This window comes from Bacillus sp. MYb209, from assembly GCF_002975175.1.
In the GTDB taxonomy this organism is placed as follows: domain Bacteria; phylum Bacillota; class Bacilli; order Bacillales; family Bacillaceae_G; genus Bacillus_A.
In genome coordinates this window covers 105,335-118,656 of the sequence record NZ_PCNZ01000014.1, presented here as the reverse complement: position 1 = coordinate 118,656, position 13,322 = coordinate 105,335, and the positions used below count along the sequence as shown (strand labels likewise).

Annotated in this window: 13 protein-coding genes and 2 pseudogenes; 12 read left to right on the top strand and 3 right to left on the bottom strand. The window is 35.3% G+C overall.

Going from position 1 to position 13,322, the window contains the following annotated elements; genetic code table 11:
- Window positions 1-562 (bottom strand): IS4 family transposase (locus CQZ94_RS19620; protein WP_142395876.1); only part of this gene is annotated, 562 nt, incomplete at its 3' end.
- 186 nt (window positions 563-748) lie between these two features.
- Between CQZ94_RS19620 and CQZ94_RS19610 the strand changes: the two genes are divergently transcribed.
- The 3 genes from CQZ94_RS19610 (at window position 749) to CQZ94_RS19600 (ending at window position 3,979) form a co-directional block, all read left to right on the top strand.
- Entirely contained in the window at window positions 749-1,153 is a 405-nt protein-coding gene (locus tag CQZ94_RS19610; RefSeq protein ID WP_374954551.1) for a BlaI/MecI/CopY family transcriptional regulator, read from the top strand.
- Window positions 1,153-3,081, top strand: coding sequence for a M56 family metallopeptidase (locus CQZ94_RS19605; protein WP_105586709.1), 1,929 nt, complete (start codon window positions 1,153-1,155; stop codon window positions 3,079-3,081). The genes CQZ94_RS19610 and CQZ94_RS19605 overlap by 1 nt, the downstream gene beginning before the upstream one ends.
- A 64-nt stretch (window positions 3,082-3,145) precedes the next feature.
- Window positions 3,146-3,979: a VanW family protein gene (locus CQZ94_RS19600; RefSeq protein WP_016119196.1), complete on the top strand. Its 834-nt coding sequence runs from the start codon at window positions 3,146-3,148 to the stop codon at window positions 3,977-3,979.
- Between the two features lie 352 nt (window positions 3,980-4,331).
- On the opposite strand, the gene CQZ94_RS19595 is transcribed toward CQZ94_RS19600, so the two are convergent.
- On the bottom strand, window positions 4,332-4,694 hold the full coding sequence (locus CQZ94_RS19595; protein WP_105586708.1) for a MerR family transcriptional regulator: 363 nt from the start codon (window positions 4,692-4,694) through the stop codon (window positions 4,332-4,334).
- Window positions 4,695-4,805: 111 nt separating this feature from the next.
- Between CQZ94_RS19595 and CQZ94_RS19590 the strand changes: the two genes are divergently transcribed.
- From CQZ94_RS19590 to CQZ94_RS19575, 4 genes and pseudogenes are all read left to right on the top strand, one after another.
- Window positions 4,806-5,567: an SDR family NAD(P)-dependent oxidoreductase gene (locus tag CQZ94_RS19590; RefSeq protein ID WP_105586707.1), complete on the top strand. Its 762-nt coding sequence runs from the start codon at window positions 4,806-4,808 to the stop codon at window positions 5,565-5,567.
- A gap of 49 nt (window positions 5,568-5,616) precedes the next feature.
- Window positions 5,617-6,462, top strand: a complete 846-nt coding sequence (locus tag CQZ94_RS19585) for a hypothetical protein (RefSeq protein WP_105586706.1) — start codon at window positions 5,617-5,619, stop codon at window positions 6,460-6,462.
- Between the two features lie 190 nt (window positions 6,463-6,652).
- Window positions 6,653-7,150 (top strand): DinB family protein, encoded by a 498-nt coding sequence (locus CQZ94_RS19580; RefSeq protein ID WP_105586705.1) that lies wholly within the window; start codon window positions 6,653-6,655, stop codon window positions 7,148-7,150.
- Window positions 7,151-7,380: 230 nt separating this feature from the next.
- A pseudogene (locus tag CQZ94_RS19575) lies at window positions 7,381-8,468 on the top strand (MBL fold metallo-hydrolase).
- 299 nt (window positions 8,469-8,767) lie between these two features.
- On the opposite strand, the pseudogene CQZ94_RS32410 reads toward CQZ94_RS19575, so the two are convergent.
- A pseudogene (locus CQZ94_RS32410) lies at window positions 8,768-8,905 on the bottom strand (recombinase); the annotation flags it as partial.
- Between the two features lie 163 nt (window positions 8,906-9,068).
- On the opposite strand from CQZ94_RS32410, the gene CQZ94_RS19565 reads away from it, so the two are divergent.
- The 5 genes from CQZ94_RS19565 to CQZ94_RS19545 all read left to right on the top strand — a co-directional run bounded on the left by CQZ94_RS19565 (window position 9,069) and on the right by CQZ94_RS19545 (window position 13,311).
- Entirely contained in the window at window positions 9,069-9,521 is a 453-nt protein-coding gene (locus CQZ94_RS19565) for a methylated-DNA--[protein]-cysteine S-methyltransferase (protein WP_105586703.1), read from the top strand.
- A 25-nt stretch (window positions 9,522-9,546) separates the two neighbouring features.
- Window positions 9,547-10,542, top strand: a complete 996-nt coding sequence (locus CQZ94_RS19560) for a DUF2628 domain-containing protein (RefSeq protein ID WP_105586702.1) — start codon at window positions 9,547-9,549, stop codon at window positions 10,540-10,542.
- A gap of 76 nt (window positions 10,543-10,618) precedes the next feature.
- Complete coding sequence (locus CQZ94_RS19555; protein ID WP_105586701.1) at window positions 10,619-12,277, top strand: peptide ABC transporter substrate-binding protein; 1,659 nt, start codon at window positions 10,619-10,621, stop codon at window positions 12,275-12,277.
- A gap of 60 nt (window positions 12,278-12,337) precedes the next feature.
- On the top strand, window positions 12,338-12,754 hold the full coding sequence (gene fosB, locus CQZ94_RS19550) for a FosBx1 family fosfomycin resistance bacillithiol transferase (RefSeq protein WP_105586700.1): 417 nt from the start codon (window positions 12,338-12,340) through the stop codon (window positions 12,752-12,754).
- Between the two features lie 11 nt (window positions 12,755-12,765).
- The gene (locus CQZ94_RS19545) at window positions 12,766-13,311 is read left to right on the top strand and encodes a short-chain dehydrogenase (protein ID WP_105586699.1); all 546 of its coding nucleotides are present in this window, start codon (window positions 12,766-12,768) and stop codon (window positions 13,309-13,311) included.
- Window positions 13,312-13,322: the final 11 nt, after the last annotated feature.

The following is a 13,322-nucleotide window of genomic DNA, read 5'->3' as shown; positions in this document are numbered from 1 at the left end:
TATCCAAACATTCTGTACCAAAGGTTTTATCATTATTTTTACCTGGTTCCATTTGGAAATTGAGGAATTTCCCACTATGTAAATCATACTCTAGTTGAATCTTAATACCAGCTGTTTGTGCACATCCTCCTGAACCAGGATAAATAGGGGCTAAATGGTTGGGTACTTGAAAAATAGTAGCATCTAAAATACGTATACGTTGAAAATAAGAAGTGTATTGGTTTAGGATTTGAGACGAATCGTTTAGTTTGCTTTTGATTAAAAGGGAAAATACCCGCTGTAGAAAGAAAACAGCGCATCGGTTAAAACGTTGATTAAGTCCTTCAGGACTCATAAGTGTAGCTGTATTTGCATAAAGCTGACTACATAATCGAGTAAGAGAATCGCTTGCTACCTGTTGACTAATCCAGATACATAAAGCAGCCAAATCTCGTGCGCCATACTTACTTTTACGTTTTACAAAACCTGTCTCTTGTGCAAGTTGTTGAAGAATATGTGGAGATAGATATCGCTGTAGTTCTTCAGCGAACAAGTGAAACTCATCTTGAATCGATAGATTCATACAAAAACGCCATCCTTTCTGTATATTTCTACAAAAAGAATAGCGTATTTTCATTGTTTTTTGGGGTTAATTTCTTAATTTTCATGAAAATGTATTTACAAACCCAAAATATGGTTGACAATTAAGGATTACATTCGTAATATTGATTTGTAGATTACAAATGTAATACAAGGGGTGGAATTTTATATAATGAAAGAATTACCTAAAATATCGGAAGCTGAATTAGAAGTTATGAAAGTTCTTTGGTCAAAATCTCCTCAAACGGCGAATGAAGTGATTGAAGCGCTAGAGGTAACGATGGACTGGAAACCGAAGACGATTCGAACGCTTATTAATCGATTAGTCCACAAAGAAGCTGTTTCTTACCATCAAGACAAAGGGCGTATGTATGCCTATTATCCTTTGGTGTCGCAAGATAGTTATTTACAAGTAGAAACAAAATCCTTACTCAAACGGTTCTATGGTGCAGCATTTAAACCTTTACTTGTGAATTTCTTAAAAGAAGAAAAGCTGTCTTCAGAAGACATTAACGAACTTAAACGAATTCTGGATGAGAAGAATGAGGAAAATCAGAGGAAGGATAGATCATAATGATAGATATGTTTGTAAACGTCTATCTACCTCGCTTTTTTGATTGGGTGATAGAAACCTCCATTATGGCAAGTATATTAGTTGGTCTAATCTTATGTGTAAAAATCTTACTTAGAAATAAGTTAACCCCACGATGGCAGTATCTATTATGGATGATATTAATTGTAAGACTTTTATTGCCATGGTCACCAGATAGTTCCTATAGTATCTATTCTATCCTTTCGTACAGTAATGGAACTCCAGTTATCTTTCACCAAGACCCTGTAACTGTTTCTCCTACAAAAGAACTTATGCAAGGATCGGCAGATATAGGTGATACAAAGGTAATCACAAATGAAGATACCTATACATCTAGTCCAACACAAAAAGCTGAGGAAAGTAAGAAACAAACGCACAATAATGAAAAGCAAGATGATGAGACGTTTTCATTTTATACAATCCTTTTATATATTTGGCTTGCTGTGGTTATCATTCTGGGCTTTACTACCATCATTATGAATAGGCGTTTATTACTCTACATAAAAAAACAACCTGTAATTACAGAACAAAGAATTGTTAAAATCTTTAAGAACTGCAAACAATCTATGTCCGTTCAACAGGATATCCCACTACTTTTGGCTGGGAAGATTTCAAGTCCAACTGTGTTCGGATTTATTCGGCCAAAGGTGCTATTGTCAAGTGTACATATGAAAGTACTAGATGAGCAACAGTTGCGATACATTTTTTATCATGAATTGGCTCACATCAAACGAAGAGATGTTGGAGTAAATTGGCTTATGCATGGCTTACTCATTCTAAATTGGTTTAACCCAATTCTTTGGTATGCCTACGCATGCATGCGGGAGGATCAGGAACTGGCATGCGATGCGTTTGCTCTTACATTTATAGATTCAGAGGAACAAATTGCATATGGTCATACCATTATTAGTCTTTTAGAACATTACTCAAGTTATTATCAAGTGCCAGGCTTAGCAAACTTAAGTAGAAATAGAAGAACATTAAAAAGGAGAATTCTTATGATTAAAAAGTTCAAAAAGAACTCTTATCGTTGGTCTGCATTTGGAGTTGTTGCTTTTATCGCTGTATCATCCTTCTCTTTATTAAATGCACGTGCAGATGAGTCAAATAAGCATCAGAAAGAACAAACATTAGAAAAAATCAAAACAAAAGAAACCAAAAAAGAAGAAGATGTTTCTATTCATACAGTTGTAGAAAAGATAGTCGGTACAAAAGAACAGGCACATGCAGAATTAAAGATTTCAGAAGAACAATATAAAGAAATGATTGACAAAATAGCAGCGGCTAAAAAGTTTTTGACAAAAAAAGAATTTGATACATTAGTGAAATTGCAAGAAGATTGGTTTAGTCTCGAAAAAAAAGAAATAGCTTTAGGGGAGATGTTAAATGAAGAAGAACAAAATAAACTAGAAACAAACGGGAATTCTCAAGGTCCACTTTGGGAAAAAGTTAGAAAACATTTCCCATCTACAATAGAAGATGCGAAAAAACTAGTTGATTTTCCAATAAAAAAACCAAATTATATGCCAGAAGGATACCATCTAGTGAAAGAACAGGTTGACTCAGACATTACAATAGAGAAACCAAATCTTGTGGTTAGAACTGAATATATAGATGGAGATGATGGTCAAATCATCATCGAACAATCAGAAGTCCTAGGAGCGAAAAAAGATCCTTGGAATAGAAAAGGATTCCATATGTTTGAAGAATATGAACTACAGTTTGTACAAGGTATGGAGATGATTGGTGGAAACCAAGTGACCTTTGGTAAGTCCAGTGATAGTAATATAACAGGAATGAAAATGATTGTTCCTGCGAAAGATGGAAAAAGTGCGTATCAAATAGTAATCACCGTTAGTATTTTAAATAAAGCTGAATTAGAAAAGGTTATGCTTTCCATGCTGAAATAGAAAATAGTGTACTAGTTTTTCTTGACCAGGTCAAAATATGAAAACGATTGAGAGAGAAAATAAAATGAATATAGTGAACTTACGTCCTAAACAGCGGTCTAAGTATCGTATTATGCTAGGAACATGGTATTACTCTACAAAGAGGTACATCCAGTGGTTAGCAGACGGAAAAACATACGCAAAAACTTTACAACAAGAAAAGTTACCCTGTACAGCGATTCAGCACCGAACGATACTACTTCGTAAGCTCAAGGATGTAGATATGTGGTATCAACAGAATAAAGTTGTTAATTTAAAGATTGCCATTAAACAGCTAGATGGTATCGTCATTAGACCGGGAGAAACATTCTCTTACTGGCGTTTAATAGGTAAGCCTACTAGGAGAAAAGGGTATGTAGAAGGTATGATATTACACTATGGATCTTTTCAAGCAGGCATTGGAGGGGGACTTTGTCAGCTTTCAAATTTAATATATTGGATGACCTTACATACACCACTGACAGTAACAGAGCGATATCGTCATAGCTTTGATGTCTTTCCTGATTCCAAGCGGACCCAGCCGTTTGGAAGCGGAGCGACTTGTTCCTATAACTATTTGGACTTGCAAATTAAAAATGAAACGGACCAATCGTATCAACTTCACCTTTATATCACAGATAAACATTTAGTTGGTGAATGGAGAACAGCCTATCCGCAGCTTTATCAATATGAAGTTTATGAAAAAGAACACTCAATCCAATCTGCATACTGGGGTGGTTATATACGACACAATGTTATTCAACGTAGAGTATATAGCCAACAGAAACAGTTTGTAGAAGATCAATATGTAACGGAGAATCACGCTATAATGATGTACGAACCATTATTAGCTTGTAATAACGAGGAAAGTGGAGATTAATATAGCACACCAGTAGTTTATCCGGTTCTGGTGCAAAAAATAATGTCATTGTGTACACTGAAATTATGCATAAAAAGTACGTCACTCTTTCTCGTTAATATAAAAGAATAGTAACGTGCTTTTAACGTCAAGAATAGTCTAAATCCTTAAGTTGATGGATGTGGGGTCACCATATCAAAAAAAGAAAATTGTACGTTTAGACACAATTTAGACACAAAACAACCGATTCCTTGTACGTTAAGGAATCGGTTGTTTTTATTTTTATATTTATTGGACAGATGATTACTCCAAAATTGACGGATGCCCATTCTACCCCATGGAGATGTGGCGATCGCCCTTATAGAGCCTGCATCTAATCTCGTTTACTGATGAAATCTTTGTAAGCCGCAATTTTATATTCAAGCATCTCATCCGCAGCTTTTAACGTTCTGATTTGTTTCTTAATAGAGTGTTTATGTTCTTCTAAAAGGCTTAACCGCTCTAGTGCGGTATGTTCTCCTTCTAAAACTAATGAAGCATACTTCTTTATTTTCGCAATAGGCATTTGTGTTTCTTTTAACTTGATAACAAATTGCAGCCATTTAATATGAGAATCGTTATATCGTCTGTCTCCGCTGGCATTACGACCAGGAATTATAATTTTTTCCTTTTCGTAATACCGCAATGTATGTGTACTTATCTCTAAAATTTTAGCCACTTCACCAATGGTGTGCATAAGAAACCTCCACATTAATTTTTCTTGACTTAGAGTTTACTCTAATCATTATAATCAACTCATAGTTCATTCACAATCAAATCAATTGGATAAAATTCAGGAGGAATTTATATGAAATATACAGTTATTACAGGTGCCAGTTCAGGAATTGGGTATGAAACGGCTCTTGCTTTTGCGGCTCGCGGAAAAAACTTAATCGTAGCAGCTCGCAGAACGGAGGAATTGGAAAAGCTAAAATCAAAAGTGGCTGACATTAACGCAGACCTGGATGTTGTCATTCGGAACGTAGACTTATCTGTTACTGCAAATGTTTATGAATTCTACGAAAGTCTTCATGATTATCAAATTGAGACCTGGATTAACAATGCTGGGTTTGGAAACTTTGCTTCGGTTGGGGAACAAAATTTAAATAAAATTGAGACGATGCTTCACTTGAATATTGAAGCATTAACCGTTCTGTCCTCTCTTTATGTACGTGACTATGCAAATGTTGAAGGAACGCAAATTATCAATATTTCTTCAGGAGGAGGATACCTGATTGTTGCCGATGCTGTGACATACTGCGCGACAAAGTTCTATGTAAGTGCCTTTACAGAAGGTCTAGCACAAGAATTGACAGGAAAAGGGGCAGCAATGCAAGCAAAAGTCTTGGCTCCTGCTGCAACTGAAACGGAATTTGCTAAACGTTCTGTGGATGCAGAGGAATTCCAATATGAAGGTGTAATTCCTAAATTTCATACGGCAAAAGAAATGGCTGGATTTATGTTAGATCTGTATGATAGCGAGAAGGTTGTTGGAATTGTGAATGGAGAAACGTATGAGTTCCAATTAAGAGATCCAATTTTTCCGTATGTGACGAGAACAAGAAAATAATTTTGTGTACCCAACTTGAAATTTTAGACCTTAAAGGAGCGTAAAAAACATGGGGAAATTTAAAGACATTCAAAATAATCATTTGGCATTCACACAATACTATCGTTGGTATCAAGTATATGAAGTCCCATTTAACAAAGCTCGTCTAGAAAACCAGTTAGACATTTTAGGGGATGAAATTGAAATTTCATCTCAAGCTGGAACTACTAAAGGTAAAATTGGTTTAGAAGATAGATTAAAAATGTTTGAAGGATGGCAAAATGCGCATCATGTTGAAAACACATCAATCAAACAGTTGAACGATGAAGAACTTTCATTAGAAGCAGATATTCTTTATCAAAATATACGCCCAGATGATAGTAGATACAGCTACAGAATTCATTATTCGACAATCCTGAAACTTAGGGGGAATGACTTACCTCTTTTTACAAAGGTCCATATAGAGCCAATCGGTAATGTAGAAAATCCACAATTTACATCTGCCTATGTAGACAATAGAGCCAAATCATTTATGCATTATTGGTTATATTTAATGGAAACAGCATGTGTGAACGGTGACAAATTCAAAGAATTACTAGCAGAACAATTTGAGTTGAATTTAAGTACAGGTTCTAAAATCGATACATTAGAAGGATTTAACGAATGGTTGGTAACTGCTTCGAATCAAGTGAAACAAAGTGGACATTATCCGAAAAATCTCTCAGTTACAGAAAATGCGGATAATACAATAAATGTTTCCGTAGATTTTGAATGGGAAGGTATTTCTGTTGATGATAAGCCGATGGTTGCAGAAACACATCATGAATGGGTACTTGAAAATAATTTAGATGAGCGATTTGCTCGTATGAAAATGATGAAAGTATCTCAAACAAAGCCATTTCAAATAGTAGAATAATTTAAAACATAGCCTTTTTCTTTTATGATAGATAAAAGAAAAAGGCTATAGGCTTGATACGAATAAAAAAAGAAAATTGTACGTTAAGAAATCGGTGATTCTTGATATTTTTTTCTCGTAATGTTCATAAAAGAAACGGAGCAATTAACTAAGCAAATTAGAAAATAAAACAGGATGTGAGTCGATTATTATGGAGCAATCAAATAAAGCGTTTAGCGCGGCATTAGTAAAATCGTTAAGGGGAGAACGAGGACATCTTCCCATCAAGAATGCTTTGTCGGATATAGACGTGGTTCTTGCGGGAAAACACAGAGTGGAGCTGCCTTATTCTATTTATCAATTAGTGAAACACATGACCTATTGGCAAGATTTTCTCTTATTAGCCGCTCAGGACAAAAAACCTACACTGCCTGTCCATGTGAGAGAGAGCTGGCCTGAAGAAGAATGTCCTAGCAGTGAGGAAGAGTGGAAACAGACTATTCAGTATTTCCTTCAGGGGATTGAACAGGCATGCACGATTGCCCAAACTGTTCAAGTGGACAAACCATTGGAGAGCTGGCCTGGTGAAACCCCAGGCGGTGTGCTACGCAATATTGCATCTCACAACTCCTACCATTTAGGAGAAATTGTACTGATTCGCAGATTATTTAGTGCTTGGCCACCGCCAACAGGCGGATATCCGGTCTAAACAAGGTTATGGATTGAACCCTTTCCTTTGAATTGATTCACTAGGTGACACATGTAACTCTTTATGATATAACAAAATATGTTGACCAAGCGGTGGAAAGGTTAACATATTTTTCCGCTAAAAATTTGTAATCGGTTGAACCCAATAGCTTTTTATATTAAGAGTGGGAACGTGAGGGTCAGTTCCCACTCAACATTACCCCAAAAGGGAAGGAATTCATAAAGAAAAAAATGATTAATTTATTCATATTTTTAGGTGTAGTATGTATTACAGTTTCATTGTTTTTAAACTTATATCCCTTATTTGGCGGAAACCCAAGTAAAGAGCAAAAAGAAGTATATAAAAAAACAAATAATTATGTTAATGGGAAATTTGTCAATCAAGTACCAACAAAGAGGAACATGAGTGCAGCTGATATTTTCTCCATGATTAAAGATTCTATTTCAGGTGGTAAAGACCGCAGTCCAGTTAGAAACATTCCTCTTTCTCAGATTGAATGGAACAAAATCAAAAATGAGGAAGATAGTTTAACTTGGTTTGGGCATTCTGCTTTTTTACTTAGTATCGATAATAACAAGATACTCGTAGATCCCATGCTAGGTTCAATTGCTTCGCCTGTTTCTGCAAACGCTATAGTGCAGATGTGTTGGACATTATTAATGAAATGCCGCCTATTGATGCTGTCCTTATTACACATGATCATTACGATTACTTAGATTATCTATCCATACTAAAGCTAAAGAGTAAGGTCGGTCATTTCTTCGTTCCTTACGGTGTAAGTGCCCACTTGATTCGATGGGGAGTTACAAAAGAAAAAATTACAGAACTAAATTGGTGGGATGAAACGGAGTTCCAAGGTTCTACCATTGTATTGACTCCATCCAAACATTTCGCTGGAAGAGGGATTTTTAATCGAAATACGACCTTATGGGGTGGTTGGGTCATTCTTGGAAAACATACACGTTTCTATACCAGCGGAGATGGTGGTCATGGTGCACATTTTAAGGAAATTGGAAAAAAATACGGACCTTTTGATATCACTTTAATTGAAGGCGGTCAATATGATAGACGCTGGTCTTGGGTCCATATGACACCAGAAGAAGCTGTACAGGCTCATTTAGATGTAAATGGGAAGAATATGATGTTAATTCATTGGGGAGCCTTTACCCTTGCTTATCATGGTTGGAAAGAACCTGTAGAACGATCATTAATAGAGGCAAAGAAAACAGGTGTGAACTTAATCACTCCTAAAATTGGTGAAACTGTTCCATTAAGTGGAGAGTTAGCAATTCCTATTTCTTCATGGTGGAAAATGTAAGTTAGAAAAACCAAAACACTGTATATGCACTATGGTACATATACAGATGTCGGATTGGTAGTGAGTGTTTGTGCTGGCTTGAAAACCCTCATTATGCTTGTGCTAGGTGCCTTGGGTAGAAAGATATCGAACCATCCCTGATAATTATCGGATGCTTTATCGCGACTATCTACTACATCACCTACCTTCGTTTCCTATATAGGGTACCGCCCATATTTTAACGAAAAATATAGGCTAAGCAAATTTCGATATAAAGTGAGCCGAATTTCCTACTCTAAGGAACATTCGGCTCATATTCTTTATTTAGTTTGTAATTTATTCTCTTCATATTCTTTCATTATCTTATAAAAAGTATTTTTCTTAAGTTCTAGCAGTTCCATAAATTTAGCGCCCGTTATTTCTCTTTTTTTCCACTTTGGATAAGTTTCTTCTATAATTGTATAAGATGAAAAAAGTTAAAACTCCATCAAATATCCCCCTTGATTGAATTTTCTTACATTGTATCATTCTCTTTTTTGTTTCTCTAATAAAACGCTTATACGAAAAATTTCGTCTATTCGTGTTACAATAAATAATATGTAATGAATTGGAGGATGACATATGTACCAGGCTTATTATGATAGTGAATTAGGTTTGTTAGAAATTACAGCGAACGAAGAAGGAATTACGTCTGTTATATTTGTTGATGAAAGACAAGAAGAAAATACAAATGGAATGATAGATCAATGCATAAATGAGCTGGATGAATATTTTAAAGGAAAAAGAAAAGAGTTTACTGTACCACTGTCTGCTGAAGGAACACCATTCCAAAAGAATGTATGGGATGCACTTTACACTGTACCATATGGCGTAAGTGCTTCATATTTAGATATTGCGGAGAAGGTTGGGAATACGAAAGCTGTACGGGCGATAGGAGGGGCAAATAGCCGGAATCCAATTTCAATTATCGTTCCATGTCATCGTGTAATAGGAAAGAGTGGAAAACTTGTTGGGTATGCGGGTGGTTTATGGAGGAAAGAGTGGTTATTGAAGCATGAAGGCATTTTAAAATGAAGTATGGATGGAAAGAGGGATTGTTTTGAAATGTATAAATTGTGGGCGACCTTGTATTAATGATCAGCTGAATTGTGCAAATTGTCAACGAAACTTGCATAACGAACAAGGTGAAGAAAGCTCGCTAATAGACAAAGAATTAGAAGTATATGTAGGGAGACAATATCCATATTACAAAAGAAAATGGGAGCTTGAGAATAAGCGAATTGCTAGGTGGAGCTGGAATGGCTTGGCTGCTATTTTCAATGTAGGTTGGCTTGGATATCGTAAGTATTATTTACCTGCTGCTTTATTTATACTGTTATTAGTAGCATGTGATGCATTTTCTTATTATATGGGGTTCAACGTAGCATTGCCAATCATTAATATGGTGCCTCTCACGTTTTTATTACTTGTTTTCATTCTATTTGGGATGGGGATTTTTGCAAATGGATTATTTTATCAATTTGCAGAAAGGCGTATATATCGAATAAAAGCACGGGGAATTAAAGATGAATCGGTTGAAAATTATCTCATCCGTGATAGTGGTGGAACGAGTAAAATGGGAGCAACAATCGTTACTATTTTAGCAGTTGCTAGTATTTTTTTCAGTCATTTCTTTTTTCCGACTGATCGAGATATTATACAAAAAGTACGTACAAGTTCGCTTTATGAATATCCGTTCTTTTCGATTGGTGAATCGTTTGAAAGCTATTTTCAAAATTCAGGGTGGATATATTATCGTGGTTCGGAAGGTATGGAATTAGTAGAATTTCAAGGATACAGCCCAGGGATGCCAAGACAAAAAGTTACAATTCAATTTATTGTTGATTATAAATTGAGTGAAATTGAGCCATACTCCCTTACGATTAATGGTGAATTTAAAAATGAAGAAGAGTTTTTGAAGATGATGGAAGAAATATTCAAGGTTCAAAATCCGTTTGAAATAGAGGATGGATTGCAAGTAAAAGTGATAGAAAAAGAAGCGGATGGAAAGAACTCTCTATCTGCTTCTTTTTTGTGTGTAAAAAATAATATTTGAAATAATCTGAATCTTTTGTATAATGATATATATTATACTGGATTTCATTTATACATATAGATTGGGGGAAGGAAGAATGAAGAGAAAGGTAACAACGATTGCTGCATTTGCATTATCGACTAGTGTGTTAGTTGCAGGTTGCGGAAATGGGGAGAAGGCATCTACAACGAAAAAAGAAGCAGGTAAGGGAGTAGCAGATAAGCAAGTATTAAACTTACTAGAAACAGCAGAAATTCCTTCAATGGATACATCAAAATCAACGGACTCTGTATCATTCCGGGCCTTTGTAAATGCAATGGAAGGGTTATATCGTTTAGATAAGGATAATAAGCCAACGCCAGGTATGGCAAAAGATGTGAAGATTAGTGAAAATAAAACAACATATACATTTGAATTACGAGATGCAAAGTGGTCTAACGGAGATCCAGTTCGAGCACAAGACTTTGTATATGCTTGGCAACGCGCATTAGATAAAGCAACCGCTGCTGAGTATGCATTTATTTTATTCGATGTGAAAAATGCACAGAAAGTAAATAAGGGAGAATTACCGTTAGATCAATTAGGAGTTAAAGCAAAAGATGATAAAACGTTAGTGGTAGAATTAGAACAACCAGCGCCGTATTTCCTAGAGCTTACTTCGTTCGCAACATTTTTCCCTTTAAATGAAAAATATGTGAGAGAACAAGGAGATAAATACGCATTAGAAGCAGATAAACTATTGTACAATGGACCATTTACAATGAGTGAATGGAAACATGAACAAAGTTATCAGTTAAAGAAAAATCCTAATTATTGGGATAAAGATACTGTTAAGCTAGAAGAAATTAATGTAAGTGTTGTGAAAGAAACGAGCACAGGAGTTAATTTATACGACAGTGGTCAAGCGGATCGAGTTATTTTAAGCTCTGAATTTGTTGATAAATATAAAAAGAGTAAGCCAAATGAATTTAAAACGAAGCTAGATCCACGTATGTATTTCTTACGATTTAATCAACAAAATGCAACATTTAAAAATCAAAAAGTTCGTGAAGCAATTGATTTAGCATATGATAAAAAGGGAATTGCAAATGTTATTCTAAATGATGGCTCATTACCAGCATATTTCTTAGTACCTGAAAAGTTTACGACAGGACCAGATGGAAAAGACTTCCGTTCTGTAAATAAAAATTTCCGTGATAGTAAAGATAATGTAACGAAAGCAAAAAAATTATGGGAAGAAGCGAAGAAAGAACTTGGTCAAGATACAATAACAGTGGAATTCCTAAATGATGATAACGGTAGCCGTAAAAAAGTAGGCGACTTTATTAAAGAAGAGTTAGAGAAAAATTTACCGGGTATAAAGGTGAATTTAAAACAACAACCATACAAACAAAAACTAGATTTAGAGAAAAAGTTACAATATGAATTCTCGTTATCTGCATGGAGCCCAGACTATCCAGATCCAATGACATACATCGATATGTTCGTTACAGAAAGCTCATTTAATGAAATGGCCTATTCTAACCCGAAATATGATGATTTAGTAGCAAAATCAAAAGGAGAACTATTAAAAGATGACGCTGCACGCTGGAAAGCACTTGGAGAAGCTGAAAAAATCTTGATCGGTCAAGATGCTGCAATCTCACCTGCGTATCAGCAAAGTACAGCTTATTTAGAGCAGCCGAATGTAAAAGGCATCGCCAACCATACGTTTGGTGGGGACTTCAGTTATAAATGGGCATATATTACAAAATAATAGTATAATAAAAGATGAGTGAATTTTCGCTCATCTTTTTTGTATAAGGGGGAACTATAGTTGTTAAGGGGAATCAATCATCTTTGTTTTTCAGTTTCAGATTTAGAAAAATCTATTATGTTCTACGAAAAAGTACTAGAAGGGGAATTATTAGTTAAAGGGAGAAAACTTGCATATTTTAATATATGTGGAGTATGGGTAGCACTTAATGAAGAGGTAGATATTCAAAGAAATGAAATTCATCAATCTTATACGCACATTGCATTTTCTGTGGAAAAAGAAGACTTTGAACGTTTGTTAAAGCGGTTAGAAGAAAATGATGTTCATATTTTAACGGGTAGAGAACGTGATGTGAGAGATTGTGAATCTATATATTTTCTAGATCCAGATGGTCATAAATTTGAATTTCATTCAGGGACGTTACAAGATCGTCTAAATTATTATAGGGAAGAGAAACCTTATATGACATTTTACTAGGGGGGAAGGGTTTGCATGCACTTGTAATTGGTGGAACAGGGATGCTAAAGAAAGTATCTATGTGGCTGTGTGAGCAAGGATTTCATGTTTCAATTGTCGGGCGAGATAGTGCGAAATTAGAAAATGTTAAGCAAGCATGTAGTGTACGAGAAAAAATTACGAGTATTTCTTTAGATTATCATAATGAAGAAGATGTAAAGAAATCTATTAAAGAGTCAATTGAACACAATGGTCCGATCACGCTAGTTATTGCATGGATACATTCGACTGCTGAACGTGCACTTCCGATAATTTGTGAAGAGATTGAATTATCATCTAAGAAATATAGTGTATTTCATATATTAGGTAGTGGTGCATCACGTATGAAGGCACAAAAAATAAGTGGGGAATTATGTAGCTACTATAGAATAATATTAGGGTTTATTTTAGAAGGTACATATGCAAGGTGGCTTACTCATGAAGAGATAGCTGATGGGGTTATAAAGGGGATTGAAAGTAAATGTATGGAATGGATTGTAGGGAGAGTAGAACCGTGGGAATCACGGCTAAAATGGTGAGGAGGAATTGA

Coding starts and splice junctions, on each gene's coding strand:
- CQZ94_RS19605 (WP_105586709.1), top strand. CDS start 1,153: ATGATAGATATGTTTGTAAACGTCTATCTACCTCGCTTTTTTGATTGG.
- CQZ94_RS19565 (WP_105586703.1), top strand. CDS start 9,069: ATGTACCAGGCTTATTATGATAGTGAATTAGGTTTGTTAGAAATTACA.
- CQZ94_RS19595 (WP_105586708.1), bottom strand. CDS start 4,694: ATGCACACCATTGGTGAAGTGGCTAAAATTTTAGAGATAAGTACACAT.
- CQZ94_RS19580 (WP_105586705.1), top strand. CDS start 6,653: ATGGAGCAATCAAATAAAGCGTTTAGCGCGGCATTAGTAAAATCGTTA.
- CQZ94_RS19555 (WP_105586701.1), top strand. CDS start 10,619: ATGAAGAGAAAGGTAACAACGATTGCTGCATTTGCATTATCGACTAGT.
- CQZ94_RS19600 (WP_016119196.1), top strand. CDS start 3,146: ATGAATATAGTGAACTTACGTCCTAAACAGCGGTCTAAGTATCGTATT.
- CQZ94_RS19590 (WP_105586707.1), top strand. CDS start 4,806: ATGAAATATACAGTTATTACAGGTGCCAGTTCAGGAATTGGGTATGAA.
- CQZ94_RS19585 (WP_105586706.1), top strand. CDS start 5,617: ATGGGGAAATTTAAAGACATTCAAAATAATCATTTGGCATTCACACAA.